General features: G+C 70.4%; 12 protein-coding genes. 3 read left to right on the top strand and 9 right to left on the bottom strand.

The annotated features are described in order from the left end of the window. Window positions 1-74: 74 nt before the first annotated feature. From PGN23_RS00625 to PGN23_RS00600, 6 genes are all read right to left on the bottom strand, one after another. Entirely contained in the window at window positions 75-701 is a 627-nt protein-coding gene (locus PGN23_RS00625) for a nucleotidyltransferase family protein (protein WP_335300853.1), read from the bottom strand. Further along, window positions 688-1644 (bottom strand): XdhC family protein, encoded by a 957-nt coding sequence (locus PGN23_RS00620; protein WP_335300852.1) that lies wholly within the window; start codon window positions 1642-1644, stop codon window positions 688-690. Before PGN23_RS00620 ends, PGN23_RS00625 begins: the two co-directional genes overlap by 14 nt. Before the next feature lie 118 nt (window positions 1645-1762). Beyond that, entirely contained in the window at window positions 1763-3967 is a 2205-nt protein-coding gene (locus PGN23_RS00615; protein WP_335300851.1) for a xanthine dehydrogenase family protein molybdopterin-binding subunit, read from the bottom strand. 133 nt (window positions 3968-4100) lie between these two features. Beyond that, the gene (locus PGN23_RS00610) at window positions 4101-6350 is read right to left on the bottom strand and encodes a xanthine dehydrogenase family protein molybdopterin-binding subunit (RefSeq protein ID WP_335300850.1); all 2250 of its coding nucleotides are present in this window, start codon (window positions 6348-6350) and stop codon (window positions 4101-4103) included. Next, window positions 6347-7312: an FAD binding domain-containing protein gene (locus tag PGN23_RS00605; RefSeq protein ID WP_335300849.1), complete on the bottom strand. Its 966-nt coding sequence runs from the start codon at window positions 7310-7312 to the stop codon at window positions 6347-6349. Before PGN23_RS00605 ends, PGN23_RS00610 begins: the two co-directional genes overlap by 4 nt. Beyond that, window positions 7309-7827: a 2Fe-2S iron-sulfur cluster-binding protein gene (locus PGN23_RS00600; protein WP_335300848.1), complete on the bottom strand. Its 519-nt coding sequence runs from the start codon at window positions 7825-7827 to the stop codon at window positions 7309-7311. Before PGN23_RS00600 ends, PGN23_RS00605 begins: the two co-directional genes overlap by 4 nt. Window positions 7828-7948: 121 nt before the next feature. Here PGN23_RS00600 and PGN23_RS00595 point away from each other — a divergent pair, with 121 nt between their 5' ends. Both PGN23_RS00595 and PGN23_RS00590 read left to right on the top strand, forming a co-directional pair. Beyond that, a complete protein-coding gene (locus tag PGN23_RS00595) occupies window positions 7949-8926 on the top strand; it encodes a glycerophosphodiester phosphodiesterase (RefSeq protein WP_335300847.1) in 978 nt (325 codons plus the stop codon). 1 nt (window position 8927) lies between these two features. Continuing rightward, complete coding sequence (locus PGN23_RS00590) at window positions 8928-9179, top strand: hypothetical protein (RefSeq protein ID WP_335300846.1); 252 nt, start codon at window positions 8928-8930, stop codon at window positions 9177-9179. 348 nt (window positions 9180-9527) lie between these two features. On the opposite strand, the gene PGN23_RS00585 is transcribed toward PGN23_RS00590, so the two are convergent. Genes PGN23_RS00585 through PGN23_RS00575 form a run of 3 tightly spaced genes read right to left on the bottom strand, consistent with a single transcriptional unit; the run spans window position 9528 to window position 12478 of the window. After that, the gene (locus PGN23_RS00585; RefSeq protein ID WP_335300845.1) at window positions 9528-10229 is read right to left on the bottom strand and encodes an HTTM domain-containing protein; all 702 of its coding nucleotides are present in this window, start codon (window positions 10227-10229) and stop codon (window positions 9528-9530) included. After that, the gene (locus tag PGN23_RS00580) at window positions 10226-10666 is read right to left on the bottom strand and encodes a hypothetical protein (protein ID WP_335300844.1); all 441 of its coding nucleotides are present in this window, start codon (window positions 10664-10666) and stop codon (window positions 10226-10228) included. The genes PGN23_RS00585 and PGN23_RS00580 overlap by 4 nt, the downstream gene beginning before the upstream one ends. A gap of 60 nt (window positions 10667-10726) precedes the next feature. Next, window positions 10727-12478 carry a histidine kinase famiy protein gene (locus tag PGN23_RS00575; RefSeq protein ID WP_335300843.1) on the bottom strand — a complete coding sequence of 584 codons (1752 nt, stop codon included), beginning with the start codon at window positions 12476-12478 and terminating at the stop codon, window positions 10727-10729. 181 nt (window positions 12479-12659) lie between these two features. Here PGN23_RS00575 and PGN23_RS00570 point away from each other — a divergent pair, with 181 nt between their 5' ends. Beyond that, the gene (locus PGN23_RS00570) at window positions 12660-13325 is read left to right on the top strand and encodes an energy transducer TonB (protein WP_335300842.1); all 666 of its coding nucleotides are present in this window, start codon (window positions 12660-12662) and stop codon (window positions 13323-13325) included. Window positions 13326-13463: the final 138 nt, after the last annotated feature.

The following is a 13463-nucleotide window of genomic DNA, read 5'->3' as shown; positions in this document are numbered from 1 at the left end:
TGATCCGGGGTCCCGCTTCGCGCCGACGCGGCAGAGAAAGCGGGACCCCGGGTCACGCCCGGGGTGACGGGGACTTACCCCCGGATGGCGTGCGAATCGGTGCGGTTGAGCGGCTCGGGCGCATGGACGAGGCGCTGGAGCTCCTTCAAATCCTCGCGCGTGTCGATGTCGATGAGCTCCGCGGCGTTCGTGACGACGTGGCGTCCGGCCTGGATCAGGTCGCGCGCGCCCTGATCGCCCCTGATCGCGAGCACGTCGTCGAACCGCGCACGGCCGAACAGCGCGGGCGGCTTGGGCGCGACGCCGTCGCTCGACGCCACCACCGCATCCTCGCTGTCGGCGGCATCCATCAGCCGGTAGATGTGCGAGGCGGTGACGCGCGGCATGTCCGCCAGCGCGATCAGCACCGCCTTCGCGTCCAGCGCCCGCGCGCACTCGACGCCCATCCGCACCGACGACGCCATGTCGCGCTCCGGATCCTCGTTGTGGAGCAGCTTGAAGCCGTGCTGCGCGTAATCCAGCTTGCACCCGTCGACGACCGCGATGCGCTGCCTGAACGGAATCTCCTCCAGCGCGACCGCGACGTGGAGCCCGAGCGGGCGCGAGAGGAACGGCTGGTCCAGCTTGCTGCCGACATCGCCGAACCGTTCCGACCGGCCCGCGGCGAGGAGGATGAGGACGGTATCTTCAACGGCGATCATGGAACGCTCCCACCATGGCGGCGGCGATCGACAGCGCGATCTCGGCCGGGCCGATCGCGCCGATATCGATCCCCACGGGGCCGTCGATGCGATCCAGCTGATCGGCATCAACGCCTGACGCCGCCAGCCGCTCCCGCCGCGCGGCATGACTTTTGCGGCTGCCCAGCGCACCGATATAGGCGGTGTCGGCGGCCAGCGCGGCGATCAGCGCGGGGTCGTCGATCTTCGTATCGTGGCTGAGCGTCACGACCGCGGTCGAGGGGCCGGGATTCCATGCCGCCACCGCCTCGTCGGGCCAGCGATCGTCGAGCGTCACGCCGGGGAAGCGCTCCGCGGTCAGGAAGCGCCCGCGCGGGTCGATGACGACGGTCTCGATCCCCAGCGTCGCCGCCAGCGCGGCGAGCGACTGCGCGATCTGCACCGCGCCCACGATCAGCAGCCGGCGCGGCGGATCGTAGCGGTTGGCGAAGGCCTCGCTGGTGGGCTGCGGGCCGGTGCCACCCTCGCCCGGTGACGGGCGATCCGACATCTCCGACCGGCCGGTGGCGAGGTCGGTGGTGACGGTGAGCGCGCGGCCCGCGCCGCGCGCCTCGGCGATGCGATCGAACAATTCGGGGTCGAAGCCGTCGGCGGACACCGGCTGGACCATGACCGAAATCTGCCCGCCGCACGGCAGGCCCACCTCCCATGCGCTGTCGTCGGCGACGCCGTAGGTCTTCACCGCGAACGGCTCCCCCGCGATGACGCGCGCGGCGGTATCCAGGATCTCGCCCTCGACGCAGCCGCCCGAGACGGAACCTTCGAAGCGGCCGTCCTCGTGCACCAGCATGTGGCTGCCGCGCGGGCGCGGTGCGCTGCCCCAGGTCGAGACGACGGTGGCGAGCGCCAGGCGCGCGCCCTTCCAGTCGCGGGCGGCGGCGAGGACGGAATCGTTGTCGGCCATATCGTCTTCCTTCGTCGCCCTCACCCTTCCCACCCGGCTGCGCCGGGCGGGCCCCTTCCCTCTCCCGGCGGGAGAAGGAGGGAGGCGCGCAGCGCCGGAAGGGTGAGGGCGAAATGAACTAAGCCGCCGGCAGTCCCGCCAGCAGCGTGTCGAGCGTCACCGGCACCTCGCGGGTGCGGATGCCGGTGGCGTTGTAGATCGCGTTGACCACCGCCGCGCCCGCGCCGGAGATGCCGAGCTCGCCGACCCCCTTCGCGCCGGCCTGGTTGGCGGCATCGTCGATCTCCTCGACGAAATGGCATTCGATCTGCGGCACGTCGGCGTTTACCGCGACGTGATATTCACCGAAATCGGGGTTCACGAAGCGGCCCGAGCGGGTGTCGACCACCGCCGCCTCGCCCAGCGCATAGCTGATGCCCCACACCATCCCCCCGACGATCTGGTTCGCCGCGGTGGCGCGGTTGAGGACGCGGCCGACGTCGAACACGCCCAGCATCCGGCGCACGCGCACCTCGCCGGTGATCGCGTTGACCGCCACCTCGCAGAATTGCGCGCCGTGGCTCGCCTGGCTGGTCTTCTTCGCCTGCGCGCCGGGCTTGCTCCTGCCGTGGCCGACGATCGGCTGGCCGCGGACCAGCTCGGCGAGCGGCACCTCGCGCGCGTCCGCGGTGACGCGGCCATCGTGGAGCGACAGGTCCCCGGGCGCGGCGTTCATCCGGCGCGCGAGTTCGGCGACCACGTCCTCGCACGCCAGCGCCGCGGCGGAGGCGGCGCTGCCCGCGCCGAACGACCCGCCGGAGCCGGCGCTCCTGGGATAGTTGGTGTCGCCGATCCGCACGTCGACCGCGCCGGGCGACAGGCCCAGGATCTCCGCGACGGTCTGCGCCAGGATCGTATAGGTGCCGGTGCCGATGTCGGTCATGTCGCATTCGACCGCGGCGCGCCCGTCCGCCTCCAGCCGGACCGTCGCGGATGCCTCCACGGTGAAATTGCCGCGCAGGCTGGCGGCCATGCCGATGCCGATCAGCCAGTCGCCCTCGCGCACGCTGCCGGGCGCGGGCACCCGTGCGGGCCAGCCGAAGCGGCGCGCGCCCTCGTCATAGCATTCCAGCATCCGGCGGGTGGAGAAGGGCTTGCCGCTGGTGGGGTCGCGCTCCGGCTCGTTGCGGCGGCGCAGCTCGACGGGGTCGAGACCCAGCCGCTCGGCGAGTTCGTCCATCGCGCATTCGACCGCGAAGGTGCCGATCGCCTCGCCGGGTGCGCGCACCGCGCCGGTGGGGGGCAGGTCGAGGCGGACGAGATCGGTGCGGAAGCGCCGCGCCGCGCCGGCATAGAGCGGGATCGAGCCGAACGGGATCGGCTCCAGGAACGCGCTGTCGTCGTTCTGCGCCGCTACGCCCTCATGCGCGAAGGCGGCGATGCGACCATCCGTGTCGCACGCGATCCGCACGCGCTGCCTCGTCGCGCTGCGGTGGTGGACGAGATAGGCGGTGTCGCGCCGCGGCAGCGCGATCTTGACCGGCCGGCGCAGCTTCTCCGCGGCGATCGCGGCCATGACGACCTCGGGACCGACCCCGGTCTTGCCGCCGAAGCCGCCGCCGACATAGGGGGCGAGCACGCGGACGCGCTCGGGCGGCAGCCCCATCGCCCTGGCGATCGTGTCCCGCGCGCCGCCGATCACCTGATTGCTGGAGCGGACGGTCAGCACCTCGCCGTCCCACCAGATGGTCGAGGCATGCGGCTCCAGCGCGGCGGGGAAATGGACCGGCGTTTCGTAGGTGGCGTCGAACGTCACCGCCGCCTCCGCCAGCGCGGCATCGACGTCGCCGATGTCGATCGCCAGGAGGAAGCCGAGCTTGTGGTCGCGCTGCACCGGCTCGCCGGTCATGTCGAAGCGGCCGTCGCTCGCCTCCGCGATCACCGTGACGAGGGTCGCCGCCTCGCGCGCGGCGGCCTGCGTTTCGGCGACGACGATCGCGACGGGCTGACCGTGGTGGAAGATGCGGTCGGTCCCCTGCGACGGCATCGCGCGCGAATTGCCCTCGCCCGCGGGGATGCGCGGATCGTCGTGGATCACCGCGACGACGCCGGGCAGCGCCCTGGCCGCGGCATCGTCGATCCCCGTCACGCGTCCGCGCGCGACCGGCGCGCCGACGATCGCGGCGTAGAGCGTGCCCCGGGGGGCGTGTTCGTAGGCGTAGGTGGCGGCGCCGGTGACCTTCAACGGGCCCTCGACGCGCGCGATCGGCGCGCCCAGCACGCCCTGCGTCGCGCGGGCGAGCGCGCCGGGCCGCTCCGCGGTGTCGATCGCCTGTTCGGTCATCGTATATTCCTGAATATCGCCGTCATTGCGAGCGCAGCGAAGCAATCCGGTGTTCCGCGCCTGGCCCCGGACCGCTTCGCTGCGCTCGCAATGATGAAAGGAGGCGGCATCGCGGCATTTTGCACCGCGGGGGTCAGTCCGGCAATCCTTCCAGTAGCTTGTCGCACGTGATCGGGAAGTCGCGCACGCGCACGCCGGTGGCGTTGTAGACCGCGTTGGCGATCGCGGCGCCCGCGCCGGAGATGCCCAGCTCGCCGATCCCCTTGGCGTGGATCGGGTTGGCGTGGATGTCGCGCTCCTCCAGGAAATGGACGTCCAGCTGCGGCACGTCGGCGTTCACCGGCACGTGATATTCGGCGAGGTCGCGGTTCACGACCTTGCCGTTGCGGGGATCGTGGACAAGCTCCTCCGACAGCGCGCCGCCGATGCCGAAGGTCATGCCCCCCAGGCATTGCGAGCGTGCGGTCTTCGCGTTCAGGATGCGGCCCGCGGTGAACACCCCCAGCATCCGCTCGACGCGGATCTCGCCGGTGACGGCATTGACCTTCACCTCCGCGAAATGCGCGCCGTAGCTGGCCTGGTTGAACAGCTTCTCCTGCTTGCCCGGCGCGATCTCGCCGGTGACGGTGATGCCGTCGCCGACCAGGTCGGTCACGTCGACCGCGCGGTTCGCCGCAATGGCGCGCGCGTCCTTCAGCGTCAGCTCGTCCGGCGACACGTCCATCGCCTTGGCCAGCTTCTCGCGGATGCCCTCGCACGCGAGGTAGACCGACGAGCCCGACGACCCCGCGCCCCACGACCCGCCCGATCCCGCCGCGGGCGGCGCGGCGCCGTCGCCCAGGTGGACGATGACGCGGTCGAGCGGCAGCCCCAGCGTCTCCGCCGCGATCTGCGCCAGGATGGTGTAGGTGCCGGTGCCGATGTCGGTCATGTCGGTCGACACGATCGCGCGCCCGTCCGGGGTCAGCTCGACCGAGGCGGACGACTTCTGGAGCATGTTGGAGCGCACCGCGGCGGCCATGCCCACGCCGTGCCACCATTCGCCGCGGCGATCCTGCGCCGGTTGCGGCTTGCGGTCTGACCAGCCGAACAGTTCGGCGCCCTTGTCCATGCACGCGACCAGCGAGCGCGAGGAGAAGGGGATTTCCTTCTCCGGGTCCTGCCCCGGCTCGTTGCGGCGGCGCAGCTCGATCGGATCGATGCCGAGACGCTCGGCGAGTTCGTCCATCGCCGATTCGAGCGCCAGCATCCCCACCGCCTCGCCCGGCGCGCGCATCGATCCCGCCAGCAGCCAGTTGAGCCGCACGATCTTGTGATCGATCAGCCGGTTCTCGCCCGCATAGGCGAAATGCGTGCCCATGCCGGCGGGTTCGAAGAAATCCTCGCCGGGCAGGTTGCTGGTCAGCGTCTCATGCGCGATCGCGGTCAGCTTCCCGTCGGCCGTGGCGCCCAGCCGGATGCGCTGCTCGGTATTGGAGCGGCGCACGGTGGCGTCGAACACCTGCTGGCGCGCCATCGCGACCTTGACCGGGCGGCCGAGCTTCTTCGCGGCGATCGCGGCGGCGACGCTCTCGGGCGCGATGCCCAGCTTGGAGCCGAACCCGCCGCCGACATAGCGCGCAATGATCCGCACCTTGTCCTCGCCCACGCCCAGCGCCTTGGCGAGCTGCATCTGGTCGGAGGCCACCATCTGATACGCGCCGTGGAGCACGAGCGTGCCGTCCTCCTTCCACTCCGCGATCGAGGCATGGGGCTCCATCGCGGCCGAATTCTGGCTGGGGGTCGTATAGGTCGCGTCGATCGCGACCGCGGCCTGCGCCATCGCCATGTCCACGTCGCCCTGTTCGGTGCGCGGCGGGATCTGGTCGGGGGGCGGGGTCTCCGCCTCGGTGCGGTGCGCCTCGAAGACGAACGCGCCCTTCGCCGGCTCGTGCGTGACGACGACCAGCTGTGCCGCCTCGCGCGCCGCCTCGAACGTCTCGGCGACGACGATCGCGACGATCTCGCCAAAATAGTCGACCTTCTCGACCCCTTGCGTCGGGGCCGTCGTCTCGCCGCCCTGTTGCGGGTTGCGGATGAAGGTCGGATAGTCGGTCACGATGTCGATGACGCCGGGAACCGACCGGGCGACGTCGGTCACCACGTCGGTGATCCTGCCCGAGCCGAAGGTCGCGCGGACCAGCACGCCATAGGCCAGATTCTCGGCCGGATATTCGGCGGCATAGGTGGCGCGACCGGACACTTTCAGCGGCCCCTCTACGCGGTCGACCGGGCGGCCGATGATCCCTTGCGCATCGCGGTCGAGCAGGCTGTCGGGATGCGGTGCATCCATCGTCAGGCTGCGCGTGTCGTCGCGGCCCAGCAGCTTGGAAATGAGGTTCATCGCGTCAGCTCCCGCAGGGTGGCGATCAGGGTGCGGCGTACCAGCGGGATCTTGAAGTCGTTCGAGCCGAAGCCGCGTGCATCCTTGACCAGCGCATCGGCGGCGGCGGCGAAGACGTCATCGGACGGCGCCTGTCCGACCAGCGCCGCCTCCACCGCTTCGTCGCGCCACGGCATGGGCGCCAGCCCGCCGAAGGCGAGCGCGGCGGCGGCGATGCGACCGTCCTCCACCGCGACGACGCCCGCGATCGAAACGAGCGCGAAGGCGTAGGAGGCGCGGTCGCGCACCTTGCGATAGACCTGCCGGCCGGCGGGCGGGGCGGGCAACTCGACATGGGTGATGAGCTCGCCGCGCTGAAGCACGTTCTCCACCTGCGGCGTGTCACCGGGCAGGCGGTAGAAGTCGGCGATGGGGATGCGCCGCTTGTCGCCGCCCGGCGCCTGCGTCACGATCACCGCATCGAGCGCGCGCATCGCCACCGGCATGTCGCCGGGGTGCGTCGCGATACACTGGTCGCTGGTGCCCAGGACCGCGTGGATGCGGTTGAACCCGCCGATCGCCTCGCAGCCCGATCCCGGCGCGCGCTTGTTGCAGCCCGCGGCGGTGTCGTAGAAATAATAGCAGCGCGTCCGCTGGAGCAGGTTGCCCCCGGTCGTCGCCTTGTTGCGCAGCTGCCCCGAAGCGCCCGCCAGCAAGGCGCGGCTCAGCACCTCGTACTTCGCGATGACGCGGGGATCGGCGGCGAGGTCGCTGTTGGGCACCAGCGCGCCGATCGTCAGCCCGCCGTCGTCGCGCTCCTCGATCCGGTCGAGGTCGAGGCGGCTGATGTCGACCAGCTTGTCGGGCGTCTCCACCTGCAGCTTCATCAGGTCGAGCAGGTTCGTGCCCCCGGCGATGAACCGCCCGCCGGCCTGCACCGCCTCCTCCACGCTCGCGGCGCGGGCATAGTCGAAGGTCTTCATGCGTCCACCTTCGCGCCGGCGACGTCGCGGCCCGCTACCTCGCGGATGGCGTCGACGATATTGGGGTAAGCGGCGCAGCGGCAGATGTTGCCGCTCATCCGCTCGCTGATCTCCGCATCGTCGAGCGATACGTTGGTCAGGTCGGCGCTGGCGTGGCTGGGCCAGCCCTTCGCCACCTCGTCCAGCATGCCGACCGCGGAGCAGATCTGCCCCGGGGTGCAATAGCCGCACTGATAGCCGTCGTGGCGGACGAACGCGTCCTGCATCGGATGGAGGTCGCCGACCTCGCCCAGCCCCTCGATCGTCACGATCTCGTCATCCTGATGCATCACGGCGAGCGTGAGGCACGCGTTGATGCGGCGGCCGTTCACCAGCATGGTGCACGCCCCGCACTGACCGTGGTCGCACCCCTTCTTGCTGCCGGTCAGCCCCAGGTGTTCGCGGGCCAGATCGAGCAGCGAGGTGCGGATGTCGACCTCCGCCTCGTAGGATTTTCCGTTGATGGTGAAGTGCATGGACCAGCCTTTCGGTATTCCCGGTGAAACTAAGCAGGGCGGGTTCAGGTCCGTGCGAACCATTCTCATCGCCTTGGGCGCGGTGCTGGCATCGGCGTGCACGACCGGGCAGAAGGTGGCCATGACCCCCCCGCCTTCCGCCACACCCTCCCCCCTCGTCATCGCGCATCGCGGCGCCAGCGGCGAGCGCCCCGAACACAGCATCGCCAGCTACGCGCTCGCGATCCGGGAGGGCGCCGACGTGATCGAGCCCGATCTGGTGCCGACGAAGGACGACGTGCTGGTCGCCCGGCACGAGAACGAGATTTCGGAGACGACCGACGTCGCGCAGCACCCGGAGTTCGCCGCGCGCCGCACGACGAAGACGATCGACGGCCAGACGCTGACCGGCTGGTTCACGGAGGATTTCACGCTCGCCGAGCTGAAGACGCTGCGCGTGAAGGAACGTCTGCCGCAGCTGCGCCCCGGCAACACCGCCTATGACGGGCAGGAGACGATCCCGACCTTCGCGGAGGTGATCGCGCTGGCGAAGGCGAACGGCGTCGGCATCTACCCCGAAACCAAGCATCCGACCTATTTCGCATCGATCGGCCATCCGACCGATGCGCTGGTGGTGAAGGCGCTGCGCGAGGCGGGGTGGGACAGCGCCGAGGCGCCGGTGTTCCTGCAATCGTTCGAGGTCGCCAATCTCAAGCGGCTGGCGGGGATGACGAAGGTGCGGCTGATCCAGCTGGTGGACGGCGAGGGCGCGCCCGCTGACGGGGCCGCGCCCAGCTATGCCGCGATGACCACGCCCGACGGGCTGCGGGACGTGGCGCGCTACGCCTATGGCATCGGGCCGAACAAGGCGATGCTGTGGGACGGCGCGACCCCCGGCACGCTGGTGGCGGATGCGCACGCCGCGGGGCTGAAGGTGCATCCCTGGACCTATCGCGCGGAGAATTATTTCCTGCCCGAGCGCTTCCGCCGCGGCGCCGATCCGCGCGCACGGGGCGACGTGGTGGCGGAGATCCGCGCCGCGCTGGCGCAGGGGATCGACGGGTTCTTTACCGATTTTCCTGCTATGGGCGTCGTCGCCACGGGGCGGGGAGTGAAGTGACATGCGTCTATGGGGAGGGCTGGCCGCGGCCGGTCTGATGCTGGCGACCGGGGGATGCGTCAGCACGGTGGCGAACGTCGTCACCGCGCCGGTGAAGCTGGCGGGCAAGGCGGTCGGCGGGACGGTCGACATGATGACCACCAGCGAGAAGGAACGCGACGAAAAGTATTTGCGGCGGATGCGCAAGGAGGACGAGCGCGAGCAGAAGCGGTTGCGCGAATGCCGCAAGCATCCGGAGCGGTGCGAGGGGTGAGATTTCGCGCCCGAACCGATCGGCGCGGTCGCCTGACTGTCCACCCCGGCGCAGGCGGGACCTTTGCAAAAGTCTCCACCGTGCTCCTGCGCAGGCAGGAGCACGGCCGGTAAGCGGCGCTGTTGCAGCCATTTTGCAAAGGCCCGGCCTTCGCGGCGCCTTTGCAAAAGGCTACCCCGTGCTCCTGCGAAGGCAGGAGCCCAGAGTTGCAGGTCCCATAAGGCGTTGTTCTGCTGGGCCTTGGGCTCCTGCCTGCGCAGGAGCACGGCCGGTACGTGGCGCTGTTGCATCCCTTTTGCAAACGTCCCGCCTTCGCCGGGATGGTCGGCAAGGCGGTGTTGCCGGATGTCAGCCCACCACCCGCTCCTGCAGCCACAGGAGCGAGGGATAGGCGCACAGCCAGATCCAGAAGAAGCGGTTGAGCCCGAACAGGCACGCATTGGCGAGATGGAACAGCGCCGCGACGACCAGCGCGACGATCAGGGCCGGGCGCGACAGGATCGCGAGCGGGAAGGCCAGCTCGAACAGCATCACCGCCCAGCCCGCCGCCCGCAGCAGCCGCGGCCGGTCGGCGAGGCGGCGAATGTTGTCGCCCGCGGGATAGGCCGAGAAGCGGAAGACGTCGCGCAGCGCGCCGCCGTCGCGCCACGCGGGGTTCACGATCTTCACCGCACCCGCGACCGCGTAGCTGAGCAGCAACTGCATCGCGAGATAGCCGAACGCCGCCTCGCGCCAGCGCGGCTCCGGCAGCAGCACGGCGGCGGTCAGGCACAGCAGGATCAACAGGCTCATCCGGTCCGCCCCGCCGTTATAGGGGCCGTTGAAGAAGGGCAGGGTGAACAGGTGGTTGGCGACCAGCGCCAGCAGCAAGGCGGGCGGCGGTGCGCCGAGCGCGGCGGCGGCGAGCAGCAGCAGCGACAGGATCAGGCGCGGCGCGAAGAGCGCGCGTTCGGTGCCGCGCGCGGCGGGCCGCAGGTGCTCGGCGCTCTGCTGGACGAACGCCGCCGCCATCATCGCCGCGGTCAGCCGGATCGCGTGGTCGAGCGTCATGGTGCGATCAGGTCGGAAACGCGGACGGCGCCGCTTTCATATGCGACGCGCTCGCTGTCGCGCGTGACGAGGCGGATACGGATGCGCAGCCAGTCGCCGGGCGCGGCATCCAGACCGCGCGCGATACGCCGGATCATCTCGCGCTCGCTATGCGCCACCGTCCGCGGGTCGTCGCCGGTCAGCAGCCGCTCGGCCAGGCTGACGCGGTAGAGGCCGTCGTTCCACGCCGGGTTCCAGAACAGCCGGCGGATCATCCGGGCGGGCGAGAGGTGGCGCACGCGGGGGTCGTCCGTATGCCACCGCACGACCGGCGTGTCGGGGCCGGCCACGACCGCATGGTCGATCCGCGGGCTGTCGCCGACCGCATCGAAGAACCGCCATGACGGGACGATCGCGGGGAGCAGCAGGCGCAGGCCGGCGAGCGGGTTCGGCAACATGCCCCGCTGTCTGGTCGATCCGGCGCGGCGTGGCAAATCCGCGGTGGCGGGCGTCGCGGCTCAGGCCTGCGCGGCGCCGAAGTCCGAACGCTGGCGGCGCGGCTGCCCTTCGCCCCGGCGGTTGAGCGCCTGGCTGATGCGGTCGAGCAACTCGGAGCGGCGGTACGGCTTGCTGAGCACGTCGGTGGTGCGCGCGCGCGGGCCGTTGATGACCAGCTCCTCGTTATAGCCGGTCGTCATCAGCACCGATACCGCCGGGTCGCGCTCGGTCACCGCATCCGCCAGCATCAGCCCGTTCATCCCGCCCGGCATGACGAGGTCGGTGAACAGCAGGTCGATGCGGTCGTGCGCGTGCGTCGCCTCGAAGAAACGCAGCCCCTCGTCGCCGCTGATCGCGGTGGAGACGCGGTAGCCCGCACTCTCCAGGATCTCGCGCGCGATCGCCAGCACCTCGTCATTGTCCTCGACCACCAGCACGTGCGGCTGCCCGCCGTCGCCGGGCATTGCCTGCGCCGGGACGTGATGGCGCGGCGCATTGGCCTTGTCCGCGACCGGCATGACCGGGAACAGCATGCGGATGCGCGTCCCCTTGCCCGGCTCGCTCTCGATCTCCAGCTTGCCGCCCGACTGGCGGACGAAGCCGCTCGCCATCGCCAGGCCCAGTCCGGTGCCCTTGCCCACGCCCTTCGTGGTGAAGAACGGCTCCGACGCGCGCTCCAGCACGTCGGGGCTCATGCCGTGCCCCTCGTCCTCGACCTGGAGCGCGACATAATCGCCCGGCTCCAGATCGACGGTATCGTCGGTCTCCAGCCGGCGCGGCAGCGTGGAGATGGTGACGAGCCCGCCGTCGGGCATCGCGTCGCGCGCGTTGTTGACGATGTTGAGCAGCGCCATTTCCAGCTGGTCGGGATCGACCACGACATGCGGCAGGCGGCGGCGCAGGCTGAGGTGGATGTCGACCTGCTTGTTGACCGAGCTTTCGATCAGGTCGGAGAATTCGCTGACCAGCCGCGACAGGTCGAGCGGGCGCGGCTCCAGCCGGGTCTTGCGCGCGAAGGCGAGCAGCTGCCGCGTCAGCTTCGCCCCGCGCTCCGCGGCGGATTGCGCGGCGCTGACGTAGCGCTTCACGCGCTCGGGATCGTTGGTGGCGGCGACCAGTTCCAGATTGCCGTTCACGACCTGGAGCAGGTTGTTGAAATCGTGCGCGAGCCCGGCGGTCAGCTGACCGATCGACTCCATCTTCTGCGCCTGGCGGTAGCTCTGCTCGGTATTGCGGCGGCGCGTGACGTCGAGCTGGCTCGCGAAGAAATAGCGCAGCGCGCCTCCCTTGTCGTAGACCGGGCCGATGAACACCGCATTCCAGAACGGCGAGCCGTCGCGGCGGTAGTTGAGCAGTTCCAGCGCGATCGCGGAGCGCTTCTCGATCGCCTCGCGCAGTTCGGCGACCGCGCTGCGGTCGGTCTGCGCGCCCTGAAGGAAGCGGCAGTTGCGCCCCAGCACTTCGTCTTCCTCATACCCGGTCAGGTCGAAGAACGCCTTGTTGGCGAAGACGATCGGATTGTCGTCCAGATTGGGATCGGTCAGGATCATCGGCATCCGCGTCATCTCGATCGCGGCGAAGAAGACCCCGCCGCGGTCGTTCAGATCGGCATCGGTGATCGTGCTCTCGCGCCAATGGTGCAGCCCGGGGCGCTCGATCGGCTCGCTGGCACCGACGTCCATCGCGCCGCCGGCGGGACGTCCCGCGGCCAGGCCCGTCGGGTCCACGTCGCTGTGCGAGTCCGGGCCGCTGGCGGCAGAATCGTCGATCATGCGCCGCAGCGTTGGCGTCGCTTTGGCGACAACGCAAGCCCGCGCTGCGTCTGCCGCCGTGCATAATGCGAACTAAGTCGCTTGCCCGGGCGCGGGCGATGGGCGCAGCCTGCGTTCCCGGAGCTTCGTCGACAGGCGGATTCCAGCGCCTGCGACACTCCGGATGATGGAGGGATGTCACATGGCCTATGCCGATCAGGTTCCCGGTGCACGGCGGTTCACGACCATCGCGGGCGTCGCGCTGATCCACGGTATCATCGGTTATGCGTTCGTCACGGGGATGGTGGTGGACGTGGTGCGCGGGGTGACGCGCACGCTCACGACGACGAACGTGCCCTTGCCGGTCGAGCCGCCACCGCCGCAGCCGAAGGAACCGCCCAGGGTTCAGCAGCCGGTGCGGCAGACCGCGGCCAGTACCGCGACGCCGATCGTGAACCTGCCCCGCGCGATCGAGCCGATCTATATCGAGCCGCTGCCGCTGGCCCGCCCCGATCCGCTGCCGATCGCCACCGGCACGCCGCAACCCCAGCCCTCGGTCACGCCCGCCAGCCGGGCGAGCGGGGTGCGGGTGCGGGGTGAGCGCGCGTCGTGGATCACCAACGACGATTATCCGCCGTCGGCGATCCGCGCCGAGGAACAGGGAACGGTCGCGATCACCGTCGCGGTCGATGCCGACGGGCGGGTCTCGACGTGCAGCGTGACGCAGTCGAGCGGGTCCGCCGCGCTCGATCAGGCGACGTGCCGGCTCTATGCGAAGCGCGCCCGGTTCGAGGCGGCGCGCGACGACGGCGGCGCGCGCGTGGCATCGACCTACAGCGATCGCGTGCGGTGGCAGCTGCCGCGATGAGGTAGGGGGGTTCTCCTACTGGCCTTCGTCATTCCCGCCTCCGCGAAACCTCTGCGAACGTCGTGGATCGCTCGATAATGCCGCCGTTCCCCGGCGGAGGCGGGACCTTTGCAAAAGGCTCCCCCGTGCTCCTGCGCA

The organism is Sphingomonas adhaesiva (assembly GCF_036946125.1).
GTDB lineage: Bacteria > Pseudomonadota > Alphaproteobacteria > Sphingomonadales > Sphingomonadaceae > Sphingomonas > Sphingomonas adhaesiva_A.
This window is presented reverse-complemented; position numbering and strand designations above follow the sequence as displayed.

What these genes read in the sequence shown, in the direction of transcription:
- PGN23_RS00625 (WP_335300853.1), bottom strand. Translation starts at nt 701, where the DNA reads ATGATCGCCGTTGAAGATACCGTCCTCATCCTCCTCGCCGCGGGCCGG.
- PGN23_RS00570 (WP_335300842.1), top strand. Translation starts at nt 12,660, where the DNA reads ATGGCCTATGCCGATCAGGTTCCCGGTGCACGGCGGTTCACGACCATC.
- PGN23_RS00585 (WP_335300845.1), bottom strand. Translation starts at nt 10,229, where the DNA reads ATGACGCTCGACCACGCGATCCGGCTGACCGCGGCGATGATGGCGGCG.
- PGN23_RS00615 (WP_335300851.1), bottom strand. Translation starts at nt 3,967, where the DNA reads ATGACCGAACAGGCGATCGACACCGCGGAGCGGCCCGGCGCGCTCGCC.
- PGN23_RS00610 (WP_335300850.1), bottom strand. Translation starts at nt 6,350, where the DNA reads ATGAACCTCATTTCCAAGCTGCTGGGCCGCGACGACACGCGCAGCCTG.
- PGN23_RS00595 (WP_335300847.1), top strand. Translation starts at nt 7,949, where the DNA reads ATGACCCCCCCGCCTTCCGCCACACCCTCCCCCCTCGTCATCGCGCAT.
- PGN23_RS00580 (WP_335300844.1), bottom strand. Translation starts at nt 10,666, where the DNA reads ATGTTGCCGAACCCGCTCGCCGGCCTGCGCCTGCTGCTCCCCGCGATC.
- PGN23_RS00620 (WP_335300852.1), bottom strand. Translation starts at nt 1,644, where the DNA reads ATGGCCGACAACGATTCCGTCCTCGCCGCCGCCCGCGACTGGAAGGGC.
- PGN23_RS00600 (WP_335300848.1), bottom strand. Translation starts at nt 7,827, where the DNA reads ATGCACTTCACCATCAACGGAAAATCCTACGAGGCGGAGGTCGACATC.
- PGN23_RS00575 (WP_335300843.1), bottom strand. Translation starts at nt 12,478, where the DNA reads ATGATCGACGATTCTGCCGCCAGCGGCCCGGACTCGCACAGCGACGTG.
- PGN23_RS00590 (WP_335300846.1), top strand. Translation starts at nt 8,928, where the DNA reads ATGCGTCTATGGGGAGGGCTGGCCGCGGCCGGTCTGATGCTGGCGACC.
- PGN23_RS00605 (WP_335300849.1), bottom strand. Translation starts at nt 7,312, where the DNA reads ATGAAGACCTTCGACTATGCCCGCGCCGCGAGCGTGGAGGAGGCGGTG.